Below are 19,529 nucleotides of genomic sequence, written 5' to 3' on the forward strand. Positions count from 1 at the left end.
GATTTAAACGGTTTTCTTTCTCGGCTTGGTTTTAATCACTTTACTGAAGGTAATCTGCGTATAGTCTTTCCTGCGATCCATTGTATTCATATGCAGAAACTGGTGCATCAACCCCATCTGAATCGTAGCTGTTTTAAACTTGTACCCCAGGCCGACAAAAAAGCGGTTTTGATTGAAATAAGGTGCTTTGTGCGTAAACATCACTTCGTCCGAAACGTTGGCAAAAAGGGTATTTTCCTGCATGGTTTTATGTGTCAGCGGCACAAAAGCCTGCAACCGGTAGCGAAAACGGTAGCGGTCTTCATCGGTTGTACCGTCATAATTGTTCGAGAAATCATGTTTCGTATTGTCCCACTTTTGAATAAAACGGTATTCGAACCGGTAGCGGTGGTCAAACTGGATGCGTCCACCTTTAGATTTCAGGAGGAATTCCGCCCAAACGCGGTTTTCAACCTGTTTTTGAGGGGTGCGGAAATTTTCATAATCTACATATTGGTGGTAAGTTCCCACTCCCAATCCACCGGAAAGCTGTTCTGTAAACAGGTAATGAAAATAGGTTTTCAGCTCCCAATAATTCAGGTCGTTGTATAATTCCTGGCTCCGCACCTGTCCTTCAGCCAAAAAATGCAGTTTCGGGAAAGCTTCGTATCGTATATTCACCGTATTCCATGTACCGGTTCTGAAGCGTGTATCATTTGCCCATCCCTGAGCCTTAGGCAAGAGTGGAAGTGTCAGAAATACCAGAAAAACAACTTGTTTCATGTGCTTTTTTTGGCAAAACTAATTGCTTCATATTGAATTAACACACCACAAATAATAGTTTAATTTTTTGATAATATTTTTAATATTCAGTTAACATAACTCGTCGTTTTTGCCATTTACCGGGCTTCTTTCTCCCCGAATTCAACGAGTGATTCCGGTTCAAAAACCCATTACTTAACATTGAGTTAACACAGGATAAATCCTAACCCCTTCAAATACTGTATCTTCGGTTAAAATACAGCTCTTTTCACCTGTAAACAAGCTTACTTTACCTTTTCGTTAACATTTACTCCGGGCGAAACATCCTCTGCAAACTAGAAGTACATTTGCCACAGCAAAATATTAAGTTTAGTAAAATGGCATCTGGAATTTTAAAATTTTTCTTACCTAAAGACAAAGTGTTCTACTCTTTATTTGAAGAAGCATCTCAAAACCTGGAAGCAATTGCAGGAAAATTGGTTCTTTGCGTAAACGAAGCAGACTACAACAAAAGAGCTACTATTATTAAAGAGATGGAAGATCTGGAGCATCAAAATGATGATCTGACACACAAAATCTTTGTTGAGTTAGGAAGAAATTTCATTACTCCTTTTGATCGCGAAGATATCCACTCATTGGCTACGTCTCTTGACGATATTGCAGACCACATTTATGCTTCTGCAAAAAAAATCAACTTTTACAAAGTAATCCCAAATGACGACCAGGGCATTCTGAAAATGGCAGATGCTATTCACGATGCGGTTTTGGCAGTGAACGCAGCTGTAAAAGAATTGCGCAACCTGAAAAACACACAGAAAATTGTTGAGTGTGTAATCAAAATCAACAGCGTTGAGAACCAGGCGGATGACATCTTCGATTTGAGCATTGAAAAATTGTTTGACTCAGATGTAGACGCGAAAAATCTGATCAAGAAGCGTGAGATTTACCAAATCATGGAAGTAGCAACGGACAAATGTGAAGACGCAGGAAATGTGATCGAATCAATCGTTGTAAAATACGCTTAATATTCATTGGAAAACCGATACTAGTATGTTTTCATTATTAATAGCCATCATCATTATTGCACTTTTGTTCGATTTGGTGAATGGTTTCCACGATGCTGCAAACTCAATTGCTACAGTGGTTTCCACAAAGGTATTGACTCCATTCCAGGCAGTACTCTGGGCCGCTCTCTTTAACGTCGTTGCTTTCTGGGTATTCGATATGAGCGTCGGAAATACCGTAGCAAAAACGGTCGATAACAGTGCGATTAACCTCTATGTAATCCTTTCGGGATTGATTGCTGCCATGATCTGGAACCTGATGACCTGGTGGCTGGGGATTCCTTCTTCTTCTTCACATACCCTGATCGGGGGATTTGCAGGAGCAGCGGTAGCCCATGCAGGATTCGACGTGATTGCATCTGCCGAGATTATCAAAGTAACTTGTTTCATTATTCTTGCACCGTTTATCGGAGGTATTATCGCCTTTGTGATCGCCCTGATTACCGTCAGCAGGAGTTTTGCCAAAAAGATGATTTCCATCCTGGTGCTTTCGACAATCACTTATTTCATTATGGATTACATGGTGGAATACCTGGATGTGAAACCGGTCATGATGTACATCGTAATGGGAATGATTGTGATCTTCATCCTGACGTATACGTATTATCAATTGGTTCACGGAAAGCGTCAAACTGCCATGAAGGAATCCAACATGTACAAGAAACTGCAATTGCTTTCTTCTGCAGCCTTCTCTCTCGGACACGGTGGTGCGGATTCTCAGAAAGTAATGGGAATTATTTGTGCGGCATTGATGGTTTTTGCCAATTCACAACGTAACGAACAGGGACAAATCGTAGGGAAAATCCCGAAAATGTTCCAGATCTCGGAAGTATTCCAAATCGAATACCATGATGCGGATGGAAGACTGGCAAAGTTCAAACCGGAGTACACACGCGATATCGATTCGTTGAAAATCGAAAAAGAAGACCATATCCTCATCTATACGAAAGGAGAAGATATTTACGATGCGAAGACGCATGACATCATCTTCAAAGGAAAAATGCTGAACAAAAATTATTTCGAAGCATCCATTTTTGATGAGTATGTAAAAGCAAACGGGGAAATCCGCCAGGGACACAAGATCAAATCGAAAGTGAACTCTGAAACGATGCCGGGATGGATTGCATTTTCCTGCTACCTGATGATTGGTTTGGGAACCATGATGGGAGGATGGAAAATTGTGAAGACCATGGGAACCAAGATCACGAAAGTGACTCCGTTGGAAGGTGTTTGTGCCGAAACTGCCGGAGCATTGACTTTGTTTACCGTTTCCAACCTGGGAATTCCGGTTTCTACGACGCATACCATTACAGGTTCCATCATTGGTGTTGGAGCTACCAAACGACTCAGTGCAGTTCGCTGGGGAGTAACCATTAACCTGTTATGGGCATGGATCCTGACGATTCCGGTTTCCGGATTACTCGCTGCAGGAATCTATTACATTTCACTGCTATTCCATTAGATATTAAAATTAATTTACGAAGTAAAACTCTCACATTCTCCGGGATGCTGAGAGTTTTTTTTTGTAACCAATCCGACCGGCCTGCGTTCAAGGTTTTCAAAATCTGACTTTATGAAAACAACCTTACTCATCGCTGGGGTATCGCTTTGCGGATTCCTGATTTCACTGAACAAACTCCCAAAAAGCATTACCACTCTTTCTGAAATGAAGAAAGCTCTGAAAGAAGGTTATGCATATATTCCTTCCGGGAAAACATGCATCGGGCAGGACACGGTTTCGTGCCAGGGCTTTTTCATGATGAAGGGCGAAGTTTCCAACCTGAATTACAAAGAGTACTTATCCGATTTAAAGAAAAATGGAAAACAGGAAGCTTACCTGGCCGCTCTCCCCGACTCTTCCAGGTGGAACAGCAACGGTTATTCACTGGCCAAGTATGTACGCTATTATAGTACCCATCCAGCCTATAACCAATATCCTGTAGTGAACCTGACGCGCGAACAAGCCGAAAAATACTGCGAATGGCTCACCGGCGTATGGCGCAAAAACACCGGCAACGAAACGATTATTTTCCGCTTGCCAACTCGTACGGAATTTCTCCGCGCAGCCAACGGAAGCGCTTTGGTTCGCCCTTATGCATGGAATTCTCCTTACCTGAGAAGGTCTGACGGGAAATTTCAATGCAACTTCCTCTCAATTGACGGAGGATCCATTTCCCGGGATCCGGAAAGCGGGAAGTTTGTTGTGATGAGTACCCCGATCGACTACCTGGCACAAGGAGCGGATTTTGCGGATTTGACGGCTCCGGTGTATTCATTCTGGCCAAACGAATTCGGGATTTACAACCTGAACGGCAATGTTTCCGAAATGCTCGGAGAACAAAACCTGGCTGCCGGAGGTGACTGGAATTCGCCGGGATACGATATCCGGAATGAAAGCGTCAAAAACTTCACGGAAGCGATCCCAACCGTTGGATTCAGAGCGGTGATGACCTTTGTTGAATGGAATCGTTAATTAGAGGCAAGACTGTCAGAGTCAAGAGACCGGACTATCGGAACTACGAGATCATTTATGTCTTGACTCCTTACTCCCTTAATCCTGACTCACTCAATCTTGCCTCCATAAGTCTTGCGCCTTTTCAATTTGAGTTATCTTTGTATCAAACACAACAAACATGACGCTCAAAGAAACCATTTCAGCAGTTGAAACTTTTCACGATGCTTTCAACATTCCGAATAACTACGAACCAACGGCTCAATTGTCCGAAGCAGATATTACACTTCGCTACAACCTGATGAAAGAGGAAAACGAGGAATACCTGGAAGCGGCAAAAAACGGCGACATCGTTGAGATTGCAGATGCATTGGGAGACCAGTTGTACATTTTGTGCGGAACGATTCTCAAACACGGACTCCAGGATAAAATTGCGGAAGTATTTGCTGAAATTCAGCGTTCCAACATGAGTAAACTGGATGCAAACGGTTTACCGATCTACCGCGAAGACGGAAAGGTGTTGAAGTCGGAATTGTATTTCAAGCCGGACATTCAAGCTATTTTAAACCAATAAGATGACGCATTTCAACATCCGGGTTTACGGAATTTACATCTCTGAAAAACGGGAAATCCTGCTTTCGGATGAGCAGTATCAGGATTTGTCTTTCACCAAGTTTCCGGGCGGAGGCCTGGAATTCGGTGAGGGAACGATCGACTGCCTGAAGCGGGAATTCCGGGAAGAGTTCGGATTGGAAATTACCGTGGGCAAATTGTTTTACCTGACGGATTTCTTTCAACCGTCGTTTTTTTCTCCTTCCGACCAGGTTATTTCCGTTTATTACCACATCACCATTCCTTCGGATCAGCTGAAAGAAGTATTGGGAAAATCGAATGACCGGGAGTCCCTCCACCTGGTAAACCTGCGTGATTTTGACGTGGAATCACTTACTTTCCCGATCGATAAAATCGTGGCAGAAATGATCCACAAGGCTTTCCCGGGTTAATTCGTCTGAAAAAAATGATCCATTAACTACGGTCTAAATCAAGCCAGAAAAAACCTGATAATTGCTCATTATTCCGTTGAACATTACTCTTTCGGCATCACAAAGTATTTGTCTTTCAAGTTCCGGTAATCTGCATCGAAATAGACTTTGAGCAAAGCGGTGTAGTAATTATACGCTTTATGCTGGAGCAAACTTTTGGATCTCTTGTACAGACTTTTATTCTCAAACACTCCGTTTGCATCCCGCTTGTAAATCCGCATCAGGGAATCGTTTTTCAAAATACTTGAATCTTTCAGTTCCAGCGGATATTCTGTCGGCGGAAGCATCATCGGTACGGAAGTATGCATGTAATTCGATTCGTCGCGGTATTTCGGCATGCGGAAATCCCCCAGTAATTTGATCAATTGCCCCTGCACATTGTCTGAAAAAGAGTTGTTGAACCTGGTCACTTTTCCACCCATCATCCCCAAAATTCCTTCCTTGATACTTTCCTTCAGGCTGAAGTTTTCGCGGTCAAACAACGCCGTTTTCAGGTTGCTTGTCCAGAATGTGGAATCATTGTAGGAAACCGGCATTTTTGGCACCATGTCTTCCGGGTTGTGCAGCAGGAAACTATATCCGGGATCGGCAAATCTTCGTTGGTATTCCTGCGCAAATGCTTTGTTTCCGACCATCGGATTGGCAAAGGCGTATACTTTGAAGCTGTTTTTCGGATTCAGTTTGCTTTTCGGCAGAAACTGCAGGTAAGCCCGCGTAATCTGTGCCAAAGCTCCGCCCTGTGAATGTCCGGTGATGTAGATCGTGTAAATTCCCTGTTTATTGAGGTTTTGGATTTGTTTCAATACATCGTCGATGAAGTAGGTCAATCCCAGCATGTAGCCTGCATGAACCGCTGCATCTGCACTTTCGGCACAGGTATACGGAAAAGCTGTCTCGCCTTTAAAAATGGTGTCTTTTGCCGGAATCAGCGACGAATAGATGTTTTCCAGCCAGCTGGATTTCTGAGCGGTCGATCCCCTGAAATGAATCACGGCTTTCGTTTTCGACCGGTTCACATACACCTGGAATTTGTTGTCCATTCCATATTCCGGAGAAGTATATGTTTTGGAGTAATCGTTCGGAATGATGGCTTCGTCGGAACCGTAGAGTTCCAGATAGCCGAACGAATTACAGATTTGAATGAGATTGCGGGCTTCCTGTGCATCAAAACCGGCCGTGTGCTGCGCAGATACAGCCAGGGAAAGAAACAGAAATGCGGATAAGAGCAGTCGGTTCATGACCTTTTGATTGGAGATTCTATCTGCATAAGGCAAAAATCGTTCCCTCGTTACATGAAGAACGGACACGATTAATCGAACAGTTTTTTGTTTTCTTTGTGTCGCGTGGCATCCCTTCCTGTTTTCTTCGCCAGGTTTTTCTCCAGCGCTTTTTCCAAATCCACCCCGGTTTGATTTGCCAGACAGATCAACACAAAAAGCACATCTGCCAGTTCGTCTCCCAAATCTTTGTTTTTGTCACTCTCTTTTTCGCTTTGTTCACCGTATCTTCTGGCAATAATCCGCGCCACTTCTCCCACTTCCTCGGTCAGCATAGCCATATTGGTCAACTCGTTGAAATAGCGGACTCCGACTTCTTTGATCCACTGATCGACTTTCTTTTGTGCTTCTGAAATTTCCATTATTCCCTGTTCTTTGAATCTATTGTAATCGTAACCGGACCGTCGTTGATCAAGGCTACTTTCATGTCTGCACCGAAAATCCCGGTTTCCACTTTCTTTCCCAGCAACTGGGATGCTTTCCGGATGAATGATTCATACAGTGGAATGGCCTGTTCGGGCCGGGCAGCTGCGATGAAACTGGGCCTGTTTCCCTTTTTGGTCGATGCATGTAACGTAAATTGGCTCACCACCAGCAATTCTCCATTAATATCCTGCAATGAGCAGTTCATTTTCCCTTCTGCATCAGAGAAAATCCGCATCTGGATTAATTTCTGGAGCAGCCAATCGGTATCTTCTTCCGAATCTGCCTGTTCGATTCCCAGCAGGACGAGCAGTCCCTGGTTAATTGCTCCTGTGATTTGATCTTCCACCCTGACGCTTGCCTGTGAAACCCGTTGTATGACTAGTCGCATGCTCAAATGTAAGAAAAAACGCCGCTTTTGAAGATCGAATTACGATTTACACTGGAAAATTGGCAAGAGAAAAACAGCTCAAAACCCAGGTTTTACAGAGCTCACAGGCTGTTTTAAATTTTGCTGTCCCAATATTGGGAATTTGGGACATTGGGAATTTGGGATTTCGGGTTTTTGGGGTGTTTTACTACTCCATTCCCCGCTTATTCCGGCGGTGTACATCCTCCCCGTCACCATTCATCAACTGCAGGTAGGTCATGTAGCGGCTTTCATAGATTTCACCGTTTTTCACCGCTTCTTTCACCGCACAAGCCGGTTCATTCAGGTGCTGGCAGTTGTGGAACCTGCATTCTCCGATCAGTTCGCGCATTTCCGGGAAATAGTGTGAAATCACTTCTTTTTCCAGGTCTACAATTCCGAAAGCACGGATTCCCGGAGTATCGATGATAAATCCTCCCGACTGCAGCGGATGCATTTCGGCAAAGGTCGTAGTGTGCTGTCCCTGGTGGTGCGCAGCGGAAATTTCTCCTACACGCAAGTCCAGGTTCGGATCCAGCGCATTGACCAGCGTGCTTTTTCCCGTTCCGGAATGCCCCGCAATCATCACTTGTTTGCTGTTGATTTCGTCGCGCAGGAACTGTATATCTGCCAGGTTCGTTGCTGAAATGGCGTGACAGGGATAACCAATCGATTCATACATGAACATGATCGCTTTCAAATCCAGCAGGCCTTCATCATCTAACAGGTCGACCTTGTTAAAGATCAGTGTGGTCGGGATGCGGAAAGATTCGGCGGCAACCAGGAAACGGTCAATAAAGACAAAATGCGTTTCGGGAAATTTCAGTGTCACCATCAAATAAGCCCGGTCAATATTCGCTGCCAGGATATGCATCTGCTTACTCAAATTCGTACTTTTCCGCACGATATAGTTTTCCCGGATTTCATAATCTACGATAACCCGTTTTCCTTCCTCATCGCCTTTCGGATCCAGGATCACGGTATCTCCGACCGCGATCGGGTTGGTGGTTTTTAATCCTTCCAGGCGCAAACGTCCGCGAATACGGCATTCCACCACTTGTCCGTCGGGCAACAATACCTGGTACCATTTCCCTGTTGATTTCAAAACCCTTCCGCGAAGATCACTCATGGAGCAAAATTACCGAAAGTGATCCTAAAACGAACCTATTATCGTGTTTTTTACTGCCTTTTTGGTAACCGATTCGCTCAAACCAACGTTATTCCGTTCTCATTCGTTATCTTCGTAGCCAAAGTTTTAAGTATGTCGATTGAAGTAAAGAACCTTTCCAAATATTATGGTGAACAAGCTGCCGTGAACGATATTACTTTTTCCATCGGAAAAGGTGAAATCATCGGTTTCTTAGGACCCAACGGAGCCGGTAAATCGACTACCATGAAAATGATCACCGGGTTTATTCCCGCAACGGAAGGAAGCATCCAGGTATGCGGCATTCCCGTTTCTGTTGATTCCATTGAAACCCGCAAGCGCATCGGTTATCTCCCGGAAAACAATCCCTTGTATCTCGACATGTATGTGAAAGAATACCTGGAGTTTGTGGGGAAAATCTACAAGGTAAAAAACCTGAAAGAGCGCGTGAAGGAAATGATTCAACTGGTGGGTCTGGAAGTGGAACAAAACAAAAAAATCGGGATGCTTTCCAAGGGTTACCGCCAGCGTGTAGGATTGGCTCAGGCCATCATTCACAACCCGGATGTATTGATCCTTGACGAACCGACTTCCGGTCTGGATCCTAACCAATTGGTTGAAATCCGGGAGCTGATCAAACGCATCGGGAAAGAAAAAACGGTAATGCTTTCGACACACATTCTCCAGGAAGTAGAAGCAATTTGCGACCGTGTCATCATCATCCGCAAAGGACAATTGGTTGCTGATAACCTGGCTTCGAACCTACAGGTTGCAACTGACAGTACACAAGTTGTGTATGCGGAGTTCGACGGAACAGTGACCAAAAACCAACTTCAAAAGATTCCGGGCGTTTCGAAAATCGAACGCATCTCCGAATCCAGATACCTCATCGAAAGCCAGTCTGCGGAAGATTTGCGCAAAACAGTGGCCCAGTTTGCACAACAACACAATATATTGGTGCTGACCCTCCGTACGGAAGAAAAATCGCTGGAAGAAGTCTTTAAATCATTGACGAAATAAAATCACAATAGGATGAAGCAATTGAGCTGCATCGTTGTGTTGTTTGTCAGTTGTTTCATGTATGCGCAAAACAATCCGGAACCCGCTCTGAAAGGTCGCTGGTATATTTCCATGGTTGGTGTGAACCTGAAAGACACCGTGATATACCAGGCTCCGGAAGGGAAAGTTGAACTCATTTTGAACAGCGACCACCTGGAACAGATCTTCCACCTCCGGTATTACATCAACACGCCGGATCCACTTTACTTTTCTTTCATTGGGAATTCAACAATCGAGCAAGGCACGATGCTGCTTTATCAAACCAAAAAAGCACGGCAAAAAGGAATAAGCCCAGTCCGCATATTGTATACGACCGAAGCGGATAAGCTCATCCTGGCAGAAACGGAGACAAGTGGTATTGCTTCAGAAAATGGCCTCCCGCTTTATGATAAACTGACCATTTTAACCCGGGCATACGATAGTTTATCCTGGAGTAAACACCTGTTGGGTTCCTGGAATGACCATTTCTCCAAATCATTCTTCGACCTGAAACCCGGCGACACCTGCCGCCTTTCCAGAACAGGAATCACTTCAGAAGCGAAGCTTACATTTGACATGAATGCGGCCGTTTCAACTTGCAAAATCAAGGAAGAACCGGCTCCGGATCCCGATACGACTGCTCACGTAAATGGAATTATAGACGGCGTTTATCTGCGCAGCGACTGGCGGCCTTTCCGTTACTACATCTCTATTGAAAACCGGGAGCTTACGCTTAGCGGGGATTCCAAAATGACATTCAGAATCCTGGAACTAAATGATCAATCGCTGGTTTTGGTCAAGCAATAATCTCACTGCAAAAAAAGTACTGCAAGGAACTATTTCCTTGCAGTAAACGCATATATTTACACTTGTAAATCAATCGATTAGTCTTTAACAGGCGCTAAATACCGGTAAAGGAATCCCGCAATAATTGCTCCTGCAATTGGTGCAAGCCAGAATAACCACAATTGTTCCAAGGCCCATCCCTGCACAAAAACAGCCTGACTGGTGCTTCTTGCCGGATTCACAGAGGTATTTGTTACCGGAATGCTGATCAGGTGAATGAGTGTCAACCCCAAACCAATAGCAATTCCGGCAAAACCAGAAGAAGCATTCTTATGAGTTGCACCAAGAATAATGATCAGGAACAAAAAGGTCATGACAACTTCTGTGATCAAGGCCGATTCCATGCTATAACCACCGGGAGAATGCATTCCGAATCCGTTGGCGGCAAATCCACCGAGTTCAAATCCCGGTTTTCCACTCGCAATCAGGTAAAGGATTCCTGCACCGGCAATTCCACCTAAAACCTGCGCGATGATATAGGGCAATACATCTTTGGCTTCAAATCTTCCACCTGCCCATAAACCTATAGTAACAGCAGGATTCAGGTGGCAACCCGAAATGTGTCCGATAGCATAAGCCATTGTGAGAACAGTTAAACCAAAAGCAATGGAAACACCTACGAATCCGATTCCCAACTCCGGGAATCCTGCTGCAAGGACTGCGCTTCCGCAACCGCCCAAAACCAGCCAAAAGGTTCCGATAAATTCAGCAACTAGTTTTTTCATAAATCAGTGTGTTTATAGTTAAATTCTTACCGCACTTCACCAGAAGCCGTGTACTAAATATAAACATTCCTCATTAAAAACCAACTAGTTAGTTTCCGTCACAGGTTTCTCCCCGAGGATTTTCTTTGCCAGGTAATGCATGACGTAAATCAAAGGCGTGAGACAGGCTGCAATAAACAATTTGGTCAGGTACCCGGTAATCGCCAGAACCAATACCAGTTTCAGAGGATAAGCTCCCGAAAACCACAAACCGATCAGTGCCACAATGAATGAATCTGCCAACTGGGAAAAAACCGTCGATCCGGTACTTCTCAGCCAGATCATTTTTCCTCCCGTCCATTTATTAAACAGGTGAAACAATTGAACGTCCAATAACTGCGAAGTAATGAAGGCACAAATACTGCCGACCATGATCCAGAGCGAACCACCGAAGGCTTTCCCGAATTCTTCATCAGATAACCAGGAACCTTTCGCCGCAGGAAGTTGCACCGCCACATAAACGATCAGGAAACAAAATGCAATCAGACCGGTAGTGATCCAGCTCAACCGTCGAACGGCTTGCTTTCCGAAATACTCGTTCATAACATCTGTCAGTAAAAACACGACCGGCCAGGGTACAATTCCTGCAATCATCGGTGCCAGATATGGCCCCATATCAACCAATTTGGCAGAAATCAACTCCGCTACAATTGCGCTGGAAATGAAGATTCCCGCCATGACCATGAAGGCTATTTCTTTTCTAGTCTGAAGCATGGTCTAAATTAATCAAAACTTTCTTCGGAGAATCATCCGGTTATTGAAATCACGGGCGTTTGCCGAAAATAATTTCCTGAAAACGCCCATGTTCCATTCCGGTTTTACTTCAGTAATCTTACTTGCCTGAACGTTCCGTCGGTTTCCATGATACGGATCAGGTAAACTCCATTCGGAACGGCGCTCAAATCAATCCGGTTCCCGGAAGAAGTGGATACAAGTTGTCCGGCACTGTTTACCAAACTCAATACAACCGGTTCTTCGGACAACCAGGTGAATACCTGCTGGTCAAACGTGTATTCATCCGGAGACGGGTTTTCGGTCAGTGAAGCCGTACTTCCCCCGGCAATGGTTACCGGGTAATCTTCCGTTTCACCCCAATCGGCATCTTGTCCGTTAAACTGGCAGGGTAAAACAGGCAGATCTGTTCCGGAAAACGTGTAATCATCATCTTCATAGACGCGAATTCGCATGCGGGTTGTTCCGCTTACAGCATTGGCTGGAACCGTAACGGAATAGGTTTGGGAATTTCCCGTGTTCGGATCATCATCACCCGGCCAAAGTGTTTCCCCAACCTTTTCACCGGCATCATCGAAATCGTGATCTCCGTTGAAATCAATCCAGGCAGCCATTCCGTGAATCGTCGTACCGTCGTCATGTGTAATGGTGAGATTGAGTGTCTGACCTTTATTCACCGTTACGGACAAGTTGTTGTAAAAGACGTAATGAGGTGCGGCATACTGAGCAGCTCCGGAGGAATGATCCAATGTTCCGAACTGAACACGCTCAACAGCATGGGGCACATTCATAAAATCATCGGAGTATTGCGATGTACAATACGGAGACGGACTGGTGGTTTGTGCCTGTGCAAATCCTGTCACAAACACGGAGAGATACATGTAGTTTTTCATCTGTTATATTTAATTTCCTCCTAAACTGCGGGTTCCGCTTCCCGTTGCCACGTCATCCGGAAACAAATTCCGGCACCATTGCATTCCCATTAAAAACGCTGGCTTTTCAATTTTGATGATCATTTTAGAGGCAACCCTCCTATTTGAAGAGATTTTGCGATTCCTTTTTTGAAGTGCTTTGATTCCTTGTCAAAACCCCTATTTTTGCACCAACAATAAAATAAGTACATGAAAAAGAATGTCATTGAAGAATTAAGATGGAGAGGGATGGTTCAGGATATCATGCCCGGTTTGGAAGAACAACTGCTTAAGGAAATGACTTCTGGTTATGTGGGTTTTGACCCTACGGCAGATTCACTTCACGTGGGAAACCTGTTACCGATCATGTTGCTGAAGCACTTCCAGTTAGCAGGTCACAAGCCTTTTGCTTTGGTTGGAGGAGCTACCGGAATGGTTGGGGATCCTACCGGCAAATCTGCCGAGCGAAATTTATTGGATGAAAAGACATTGAACCACAATATTGCATGTGTTGAAAAACAGTTGCGTCAGTTTTTGGACTTTGAAGAAGGTGAAAACAAGGCGGAACTGGTCAACAATTTTGACTGGATGCGTCATTTTTCATTCCTGGATTTTATCCGCGACGTCGGAAAGCACATTACCGTGAATTATATGAGTGCGAAGGATTCCGTGAAAAAACGCGTGGAAACCGGGATCTCTTTTACTGAATTCTCCTACCAGCTGATCCAGGGATACGACTTCCTGCACCTGTACCGTAACAACCGGGTGAAAGTACAGTTCGGCGGTTCTGATCAATGGGGAAATATTACCACCGGAACAGAGTTGATCCGCAAAATTGACAGCGGTGAGGCATATGCTTTTACCTGTCCGTTACTGACGAAAGCCGATGGTGGAAAATTCGGAAAAACGGAATCGGGAACCGTGTGGCTGGACCCGGAGAAAACGAGTCCGTATGCGTTTTACCAGTTTTGGTTAAATGCTTCCGATGAAGATGCCGTGAAACTGATCCGTTTCTATACGATGAAGTCCAAAGAGGAAATCGAAGCGCTCGAAAGAGAGCACAACGAAGCACCTCACCTGCGCACGCTTCAAAAAGCCATTGCGGAGGAGGTGACTATCCGCGTTCACGGACAAGAAGCGCTGGACATGGCAATTGCGGCTTCCAACATTTTGTTCGGAAAATCCACTTCGGAAGATTTGAAAAAATTATCGAATGATGCCTTCCTGAGCATTTTTGACGGTGTTCCAATGGCAACGATCAAGCGTGCAGAATTGACCGAAGGAATTAGTATTGTTGACCTATTAGGCTCTAAAACCGGCTTTTTATCTTCAAACGGGGAAGCAAAACGCGAATTGAAAGCAAATGCTATTTCCCTGAACAAGGATAAGGTTTCGGAAGGAACGCTGGTTGGTCCGGGTGATTTGATCAACGACAAATTCATCCTGCTCGGAAAGGGAAAAAAGAACAATTACATTGTGATTGTAGAGTAAGATTCTCAATCGAACAAAATACAACTAATTAGAGGCGCCGTGGCGCCTCTTTTTTTCTTAGGCCTATACAAGAATACGGCCGATAAAATAGTAAAGAATTACTGGGGTTACTTTTTCTTATCTCGGTTTACTTCCCAAAGTCTTTTGAAAGAACTCTTCGGTTTTTTCCGTTGCCTTCAGCATCTGGTCAAACATCTCATCGGTTCTTTTCTTGTTCTTCTCGAGGATTTCCAGGTTGTGTTCCGCATTCTCCGCCTTGAATTTTTTCTCATCTTCCAGATTTTCCTGGATGGTCTCGTAATGCTGCTGATAGTATTTCTCCAGGCGCATCAATTCAAAACGGTCTGTAACGAATTTTCCAAGATCATTGGAAATCAACAAAAGAACCTGGTAATTCAATGCATTTAGGTACTTGTTCATTTCTGTATAGCGGTAATTCGGGTTCTTTTTCGTGTATGCTTTCAATCGGGTTAAACCACTTTTAACCACTTTTTCAAAGGTTTTGTATTCCTTCAAAATCTCAGCCGGATAGAACAGCGAATCATATGTTTCCTGGTGAAAACGGAACAATTCTTTCAACTTGCCTGCAATTTCATAATCGTACGCAATAACTGTATCACTGTAGTACACCGGGGAGGAATTCAGGATGTACAAATTCCGGTAACTGGTTTCATAAGCCGTTTTCAGTGATTTGAAACGCTTTTCATATGTTTTGTCGTCGTGTGTGAGGCGATCCCACCCCTGTCTCAGCGAATCAATCTTCAGCAGCGACTGGAACAAACTGTCTTTCCATTGGGCATAGGATGGTGGAACCAGGGAAGAATCCAGGCTCACCGGAGTCGCATATGCGCTGGACTCCATCAGGATTTTTTGCTTCTTCTCCTCTATCCATGTGCGGTTCTTCGCAATTTTCTCTTTTTCCTTTTCGAGACGCGAAATGTTCTTCTTCTGTTCGGACAATACTTTCTTAATCATCGAACTGGCTTCTTTGTCCGTCACTTTAAAAAGCTTTGTTTCACCCGCCACAATCCGCTTGCTGATTCCGTAGGATGTTTTATTGATTTTCTTCGCTTCCTTGCTGTAGAATGCCACACTGTCGTTAATCTCTCTCAAATCCGGGAACTGTTCGTGCAACGCATCTTTTTCAATGATTTCAAAGGTCTTCCGGAACTTGTCATTGAGGTGCAGTCCCAGGTAGTTGAAATGGTGAACTGCCATAGAGCTATAATTTGCCGGGTTGAACTTCAAACCGTCTTTCGCCACCTGAATCCATTTATCGTTCAGGTTCAAAGCACTGTATTCAGCTACGTACGTTTCAAAATCTGTCGGATGACCGTTTTTTTGTTCCAGGATCGTGTCCCAGTTCTTAGTTTTCCGCGTGAAATCTTCCATCGAAACCGGGTACTCGCGCAACTGGAATTCGGGCTGGGAAGGCAGGTGGTTCTGCACAAATTCATCCGGATCGGCCATAAAATATTCCAATGACGGGAAGCGCACAAAACCGATGTTCGACTTGTAATCGCCGCGCATTTTTTCTGCTTTTTCTTCTTCCTTCTTATCTTGTTTATCCCACTTGCGCTGTTTCGCCTTTTTGCGCTTTTCTTTGGTCATTTTTGCCAGCTTCTGCTCTCTTTTAAGCAGGCGCTTTTCCTTTTTCACCAAATCTTCTTTGTATTTCGGAATCCGACCGATATAACCGGCATCCCAGGTAGGATCACACAAATGCCACTTTTTCCCGATTTTAAACGCAACCCATTCGTGGTCCGAACCGGCAATCAGCGGAATGGAATCTGACAGGAATTGCGGTGTATATCCTTCAACGGTTGTGGCGTCGATACCGGCATTTTTCAGCAGCTGTACCAACAGTGCACTGTATCCCTGGCACACAGTTTTCTTTGCTTTCAGCACCGCTCCGGCAGATTTGTATTCCAGCGGTTTTCCACTCTCAATGGCTTTGTAATCGTACGCAATATTGTGCGTCACCCACTGGTAAATGTGAGCGGCTTTGGTACTGTCGTCCGACAGGCCCTGCGTGAGAAAAGTACTGAGTGTTTTTACGTCTTTCTGAGCTTCTTTAGGCGTTTTCAGAAATTCGATTTTTTCCTGGCCAAGCAGGATTTTCCCTCCCAGAAGGAAGAGGATAAGGCAGTAAGGTTTCATGTTCAATAATTTGAATGTTCTTCAGCGCAAAGGTACGTAATTCAGTGAATTAATTGATCACCGGGATAGAAACTCTGACAACTGTCCCGAGTGAATTCCCTGCAACATCCGTTAATTTCTCAATTGTGAACTGAAATTTGGACTGGTATTTCTGCTGGAACAAACTCAATCGTTCGGAAGTGATCTGAGTTCCATACGACTTATGATCTTTATCTCCGGATTCTTTTTCCGCTTCGTAGCCATGTCCGTTATCGATGATATCCACATACAACACCTGATCTGAAATACCCTTCACATTCAGCGTGATTTTCCCGCCTTCTTTCAGTCCTTTGAACCCGTGGATAATGGCATTTTCCACAAAAGGCTGAATCAGCATCGGGGGAACAAGCCGGTGTAAATCGGCATGTGACAGACTTATGTGAATTTCAAATTCAAAGCGGTTTTTGAAACGCATTTGTTCCAGTTCGAGGTACATGATCAGTGAGTCGAGTTCGCGCTGGATCGGAATTTCGGTTTCCCGCGAATTGGTCAGCGTCATCCGGATCAGCTTCGACAATTTCAGCAGATACCGCTCGGCCTGTTCGTTTTCATTGTACAACAGGAAACTTTGAATCGAATTCAATGCGTTGAAAATAAAATGCGGGTTCATCTGTGCCAGTAAGGCTTTCTGTTCCAGCATTTCCATATTCCGGCGGACTTCGTTTTTGTGGTTCAGCGCACGCACTCTCCGCACCAGAAAGAAAACAATCACGGCCAGGAGCAAAAACGAAACCAGGATATAGAACCAAAACGTTTGATAGAACGGCGGCGCAATGGAAAAACGCGTCAAAACAGTAGGTTCCGTCCAATCACCGTTTTCATCCCGGTAGCGGATTTCCAGCTGATACGATTCATAAAGCGGGTTGATCAGGATCAATTCTCCTGTACTACCAACCGACCAGGGATCGGAATTCCGGAAACGGTATTTGTACTGTCCTGCTCCCAGGGTTCTGTAATTGGTTGTCCGCAGCAGAAAACGGATGACTTTCTGTGAAGCATCGAATTTCATTTCGTTCAGCAAGCCGGTTACCGGCTTCCCATTGGTAAAAACACCCTGCAGTTCCATCTGTCCATGATGCGCCCGGTGTTTTTCCCATTCGTAGGTTTTCGGCACAAAGGTGATTCCGTTTCGCGTTGCAATGTAAACTCCTTCCTTGTTCACGTATATTCTGTAAACATCCGGAGAGGACAACCCTTTCAAATCGGTTAAATTGGACACAGACAATGTGCCGTCCTTTCTCTTCCGGATTCGTGAAACGCCTTTGGCAGTGCCTGCATACAGCACCCCGGATTTATCTACGTAAACGGTATTCAGCTGGTCGGATAAAAGGCCGTCTTTCTGCCCGATCCGCTTCACAACAATCCCTTTTCGCATGATGTACATTCCCTTGTCCTGCGTGGCAACCAGCAATCCCCAGTTTTTGTTGTAAAAGAGTCCGTTCACCCGGATATCCATCAGGTCTTTTGGAAGCTCTACCGAAAAAATCCGCCTGTTTTTAACTTCATACAACCCTGTCATAGCACCCAGAAAAAGTCTGTTGGACTCATCAAATGCAATGGCTTTGAAGAGATGTGGAACATTTTTATCTCCCGGGTATAAACGGGATTTTTCGATCAGCAGGCTGAATGCTTCTGTTTCGTGGTCGATGCACTGAATCACGGCATGAACGGTATAGAAATCATTTTTGCGGTCTACTGCCCAACCTCTGAAATCATTCAGCTTAAATCCTTGTGGTATTTTCTGCACACTCAAGCCCCAATTAGGTGTCATGGAGGAAAGTACCAGCTTGTTGCCCCAAATTCCGATGTTATGATCAAACCAGGGATGTTTCAGGATACTAACCCCCGATTTCAGCTCAAAATACCCAAACGCGGAAGCATAGTAGACGTTGTCTCCGATTCCGTTGATATCGTAAATGGTATTTTCATTTTTATGTTCATGCGGAATGCAGTGCACCACTTCCAAACTTGGTGTATAATAAATCCCGTCGTCCAGTGTTGCGAACCAGAAACCTCCCTGCCGGTCGCAGTTTACAGCTGTTACTTTCTGATCGGTCAGGTACACCCCATCCGGCTTGTTTAAATCTGCTTTATCCGGGTTTTTAAACCGGTATGCTCCGGAAAGTGTCGTTACCCAAAGCTCACCACCCACATTAAAAATACCGGTATATTGAACGAAATCATGCCGGTTCGACGGATTTTGCAAGTCTACAACCGTTCCGTCCATCCGTAAAAAACAATGCTTATTGATTTCAAAAATGTCTGTTTTAACGATCCGCTCCGGGAGCGAAAAGAAACGGGTTTTGCTTTTGGAATAACAAATCTGGATGGTTCTCATCGCATTCCTGTCGCTCGATAGTTTGGCCGAAAAAATCCAGGTACCATCCGCAAGCCGGGTATGTCTTTTAATCGGATAGGATCGATAACGCCCTACCGGATAGGTTGTTACTTTCCCTTTCGCGGTAACGTGGACGGTTTCATATCCGCCGGTATAATCCACATTTCCATCCTGATCAACGGTAAACTTCTTACTGACATTGAAATCTTTATGGTTCGTTTTTGCCAGCAGGTGGTTGTATTTGTAGGGATAAATCCGTTCTGTCTGCGGATCGTAATAAGACAAGGTACCGTTATAGCAGAAAAACCACAATTTGCCCGAAGGGTCTTCCTGGATCGTGAATACCACATTGTCCGAAAGGCCGTCTTTTTTATCGAAAACCCGCAATCTGAATCCGTCGTAACGCACAACTCCCCGATCCGTACAAAACCAGATATATCCTTTTTTGTCTTCATGCACAAAATAGGTTTCTAAACTGGGAAGTCCATCTTTGACTGTAATATGGGTGTAAACAGGTTTCCATTCGGGAGTTTGTGAAAAAGAAGTAGGCGCAGCGGAAAAAGAGAAAAGCAATACAAGCAAAAACGAACAGGTACACCACTTTCCTGCAATTGTTCTTTGGATCAGTAAGCCGGATTTAAGTGCATTCATTCC

At 44.5% G+C, this 19,529-nt stretch carries 18 protein-coding genes; 8 read left to right on the forward strand and 10 right to left on the reverse strand.

Translation table 11 applies throughout. The annotated features are described in order from the left end of the window. Positions 1 to 3: 3 nt before the first annotated feature. Positions 4 to 762: a DUF2490 domain-containing protein gene (locus ABDV94_RS14570; RefSeq protein WP_343747936.1), complete on the reverse strand. Its 759-nt coding sequence runs from the start codon at positions 760 to 762 to the stop codon at positions 4 to 6. A 356-nt stretch (positions 763 to 1,118) separates the two neighbouring features. Between ABDV94_RS14570 and ABDV94_RS14575 the strand changes: the two genes are divergently transcribed. The 5 genes from ABDV94_RS14575 (at position 1,119) to ABDV94_RS14595 (ending at position 5,261) form a co-directional block, all read left to right on the forward strand. Beyond that, positions 1,119 to 1,766 carry a DUF47 family protein gene (locus ABDV94_RS14575; RefSeq protein ID WP_343747937.1) on the forward strand — a complete coding sequence of 216 codons (648 nt, stop codon included), beginning with the start codon at positions 1,119 to 1,121 and terminating at the stop codon, positions 1,764 to 1,766. Positions 1,767 to 1,791: 25 nt separating this feature from the next. Then, on the forward strand, positions 1,792 to 3,267 hold the full coding sequence (locus ABDV94_RS14580) for an inorganic phosphate transporter (protein WP_343747938.1): 1,476 nt from the start codon (positions 1,792 to 1,794) through the stop codon (positions 3,265 to 3,267). Between the two features lie 111 nt (positions 3,268 to 3,378). After that, entirely contained in the window at positions 3,379 to 4,278 is a 900-nt protein-coding gene (locus ABDV94_RS14585; protein WP_343747939.1) for an SUMF1/EgtB/PvdO family nonheme iron enzyme, read from the forward strand. 160 nt (positions 4,279 to 4,438) lie between these two features. Then, complete coding sequence (locus ABDV94_RS14590) at positions 4,439 to 4,831, forward strand: nucleoside triphosphate pyrophosphohydrolase family protein (protein ID WP_343747940.1); 393 nt, start codon at positions 4,439 to 4,441, stop codon at positions 4,829 to 4,831. Between the two features lies 1 nt (position 4,832). Further along, positions 4,833 to 5,261 (forward strand): NUDIX domain-containing protein, encoded by a 429-nt coding sequence (locus ABDV94_RS14595; protein ID WP_343747941.1) that lies wholly within the window; start codon positions 4,833 to 4,835, stop codon positions 5,259 to 5,261. 83 nt (positions 5,262 to 5,344) lie between these two features. On the opposite strand, the gene ABDV94_RS14600 is transcribed toward ABDV94_RS14595, so the two are convergent. The 4 genes from ABDV94_RS14600 to rsgA form a co-directional block, all read right to left on the reverse strand. Beyond that, positions 5,345 to 6,538 carry a hypothetical protein gene (locus ABDV94_RS14600; RefSeq protein ID WP_343747942.1) on the reverse strand — a complete coding sequence of 398 codons (1,194 nt, stop codon included), beginning with the start codon at positions 6,536 to 6,538 and terminating at the stop codon, positions 5,345 to 5,347. Positions 6,539 to 6,609: 71 nt separating this feature from the next. After that, positions 6,610 to 6,939, reverse strand: coding sequence for a nucleotide pyrophosphohydrolase (locus tag ABDV94_RS14605; RefSeq protein ID WP_343747943.1), 330 nt, complete (start codon positions 6,937 to 6,939; stop codon positions 6,610 to 6,612). After that, positions 6,939 to 7,391, reverse strand: coding sequence for a D-aminoacyl-tRNA deacylase (dtd, locus tag ABDV94_RS14610; protein ID WP_343747944.1), 453 nt, complete (start codon positions 7,389 to 7,391; stop codon positions 6,939 to 6,941). The genes ABDV94_RS14605 and dtd overlap by 1 nt, the downstream gene beginning before the upstream one ends. A 187-nt stretch (positions 7,392 to 7,578) precedes the next feature. Then, entirely contained in the window at positions 7,579 to 8,538 is a 960-nt protein-coding gene (rsgA, locus tag ABDV94_RS14615; RefSeq protein WP_343747945.1) for a ribosome small subunit-dependent GTPase A, read from the reverse strand. Positions 8,539 to 8,670: 132 nt separating this feature from the next. Here rsgA and gldA point away from each other — a divergent pair, with 132 nt between their 5' ends. After that, positions 8,671 to 9,576, forward strand: a complete 906-nt coding sequence (gene gldA / locus ABDV94_RS14620; RefSeq protein WP_343747946.1) for a gliding motility-associated ABC transporter ATP-binding subunit GldA — start codon at positions 8,671 to 8,673, stop codon at positions 9,574 to 9,576. Positions 9,577 to 9,588: 12 nt separating this feature from the next. Beyond that, positions 9,589 to 10,401 carry a hypothetical protein gene (locus ABDV94_RS14625; RefSeq protein WP_343747947.1) on the forward strand — a complete coding sequence of 271 codons (813 nt, stop codon included), beginning with the start codon at positions 9,589 to 9,591 and terminating at the stop codon, positions 10,399 to 10,401. A 77-nt stretch (positions 10,402 to 10,478) separates the two neighbouring features. On the opposite strand, the gene aqpZ is transcribed toward ABDV94_RS14625, so the two are convergent. From aqpZ to ABDV94_RS14640, 3 genes are all read right to left on the reverse strand, one after another. After that, the gene (gene aqpZ, locus ABDV94_RS14630) at positions 10,479 to 11,165 is read right to left on the reverse strand and encodes an aquaporin Z (protein ID WP_343747948.1); all 687 of its coding nucleotides are present in this window, start codon (positions 11,163 to 11,165) and stop codon (positions 10,479 to 10,481) included. Positions 11,166 to 11,249: 84 nt separating this feature from the next. Beyond that, positions 11,250 to 11,918: a queuosine precursor transporter gene (locus ABDV94_RS14635; protein WP_343747949.1), complete on the reverse strand. Its 669-nt coding sequence runs from the start codon at positions 11,916 to 11,918 to the stop codon at positions 11,250 to 11,252. 104 nt (positions 11,919 to 12,022) lie between these two features. Continuing rightward, entirely contained in the window at positions 12,023 to 12,829 is an 807-nt protein-coding gene (locus ABDV94_RS14640) for a T9SS type A sorting domain-containing protein (protein ID WP_343747950.1), read from the reverse strand. Between the two features lie 228 nt (positions 12,830 to 13,057). Here ABDV94_RS14640 and tyrS point away from each other — a divergent pair, with 228 nt between their 5' ends. Beyond that, a complete protein-coding gene (gene tyrS / locus ABDV94_RS14645; RefSeq protein ID WP_343747951.1) occupies positions 13,058 to 14,338 on the forward strand; it encodes a tyrosine--tRNA ligase in 1,281 nt (426 codons plus the stop codon). A 117-nt stretch (positions 14,339 to 14,455) separates the two neighbouring features. On the opposite strand, the gene ABDV94_RS14650 is transcribed toward tyrS, so the two are convergent. Then, positions 14,456 to 16,498 carry a transglutaminase-like domain-containing protein gene (locus ABDV94_RS14650; protein WP_343747952.1) on the reverse strand — a complete coding sequence of 681 codons (2,043 nt, stop codon included), beginning with the start codon at positions 16,496 to 16,498 and terminating at the stop codon, positions 14,456 to 14,458. Between the two features lie 49 nt (positions 16,499 to 16,547). Continuing rightward, the gene (locus ABDV94_RS14655) at positions 16,548 to 19,526 is read right to left on the reverse strand and encodes a histidine kinase (protein WP_343747953.1); all 2,979 of its coding nucleotides are present in this window, start codon (positions 19,524 to 19,526) and stop codon (positions 16,548 to 16,550) included. Between the last annotated feature and the right edge of the window lie 3 nt (positions 19,527 to 19,529).

Source organism: Fluviicola sp., from assembly GCF_039596355.1.
Taxonomy (GTDB): Bacteria; Bacteroidota; Bacteroidia; order Flavobacteriales_D; family Crocinitomicaceae; genus Fluviicola.

Excerpts from the sequence above, each read along its gene's own strand:
- ABDV94_RS14625 (WP_343747947.1), top strand. The coding sequence starts at position 9,589 with ATGAAGCAATTGAGCTGCATCGTTGTGTTGTTTGTCAGTTGTTTCATG.
- tyrS (WP_343747951.1), top strand. The coding sequence starts at position 13,058 with ATGAAAAAGAATGTCATTGAAGAATTAAGATGGAGAGGGATGGTTCAG.
- ABDV94_RS14580 (WP_343747938.1), top strand. The coding sequence starts at position 1,792 with ATGTTTTCATTATTAATAGCCATCATCATTATTGCACTTTTGTTCGAT.
- ABDV94_RS14635 (WP_343747949.1), bottom strand. The coding sequence starts at position 11,918 with ATGCTTCAGACTAGAAAAGAAATAGCCTTCATGGTCATGGCGGGAATC.
- ABDV94_RS14585 (WP_343747939.1), top strand. The coding sequence starts at position 3,379 with ATGAAAACAACCTTACTCATCGCTGGGGTATCGCTTTGCGGATTCCTG.
- ABDV94_RS14570 (WP_343747936.1), bottom strand. The coding sequence starts at position 762 with ATGAAACAAGTTGTTTTTCTGGTATTTCTGACACTTCCACTCTTGCCT.
- gldA (WP_343747946.1), top strand. The coding sequence starts at position 8,671 with ATGTCGATTGAAGTAAAGAACCTTTCCAAATATTATGGTGAACAAGCT.
- ABDV94_RS14655 (WP_343747953.1), bottom strand. The coding sequence starts at position 19,526 with ATGAATGCACTTAAATCCGGCTTACTGATCCAAAGAACAATTGCAGGA.
- dtd (WP_343747944.1), bottom strand. The coding sequence starts at position 7,391 with ATGCGACTAGTCATACAACGGGTTTCACAGGCAAGCGTCAGGGTGGAA.
- rsgA (WP_343747945.1), bottom strand. The coding sequence starts at position 8,538 with ATGAGTGATCTTCGCGGAAGGGTTTTGAAATCAACAGGGAAATGGTAC.
- aqpZ (WP_343747948.1), bottom strand. The coding sequence starts at position 11,165 with ATGAAAAAACTAGTTGCTGAATTTATCGGAACCTTTTGGCTGGTTTTG.
- ABDV94_RS14595 (WP_343747941.1), top strand. The coding sequence starts at position 4,833 with ATGACGCATTTCAACATCCGGGTTTACGGAATTTACATCTCTGAAAAA.
- ABDV94_RS14605 (WP_343747943.1), bottom strand. The coding sequence starts at position 6,939 with ATGGAAATTTCAGAAGCACAAAAGAAAGTCGATCAGTGGATCAAAGAA.
- ABDV94_RS14600 (WP_343747942.1), bottom strand. The coding sequence starts at position 6,538 with ATGAACCGACTGCTCTTATCCGCATTTCTGTTTCTTTCCCTGGCTGTA.
- ABDV94_RS14640 (WP_343747950.1), bottom strand. The coding sequence starts at position 12,829 with ATGAAAAACTACATGTATCTCTCCGTGTTTGTGACAGGATTTGCACAG.
- ABDV94_RS14650 (WP_343747952.1), bottom strand. The coding sequence starts at position 16,498 with ATGAAACCTTACTGCCTTATCCTCTTCCTTCTGGGAGGGAAAATCCTG.
- ABDV94_RS14575 (WP_343747937.1), top strand. The coding sequence starts at position 1,119 with ATGGCATCTGGAATTTTAAAATTTTTCTTACCTAAAGACAAAGTGTTC.
- ABDV94_RS14590 (WP_343747940.1), top strand. The coding sequence starts at position 4,439 with ATGACGCTCAAAGAAACCATTTCAGCAGTTGAAACTTTTCACGATGCT.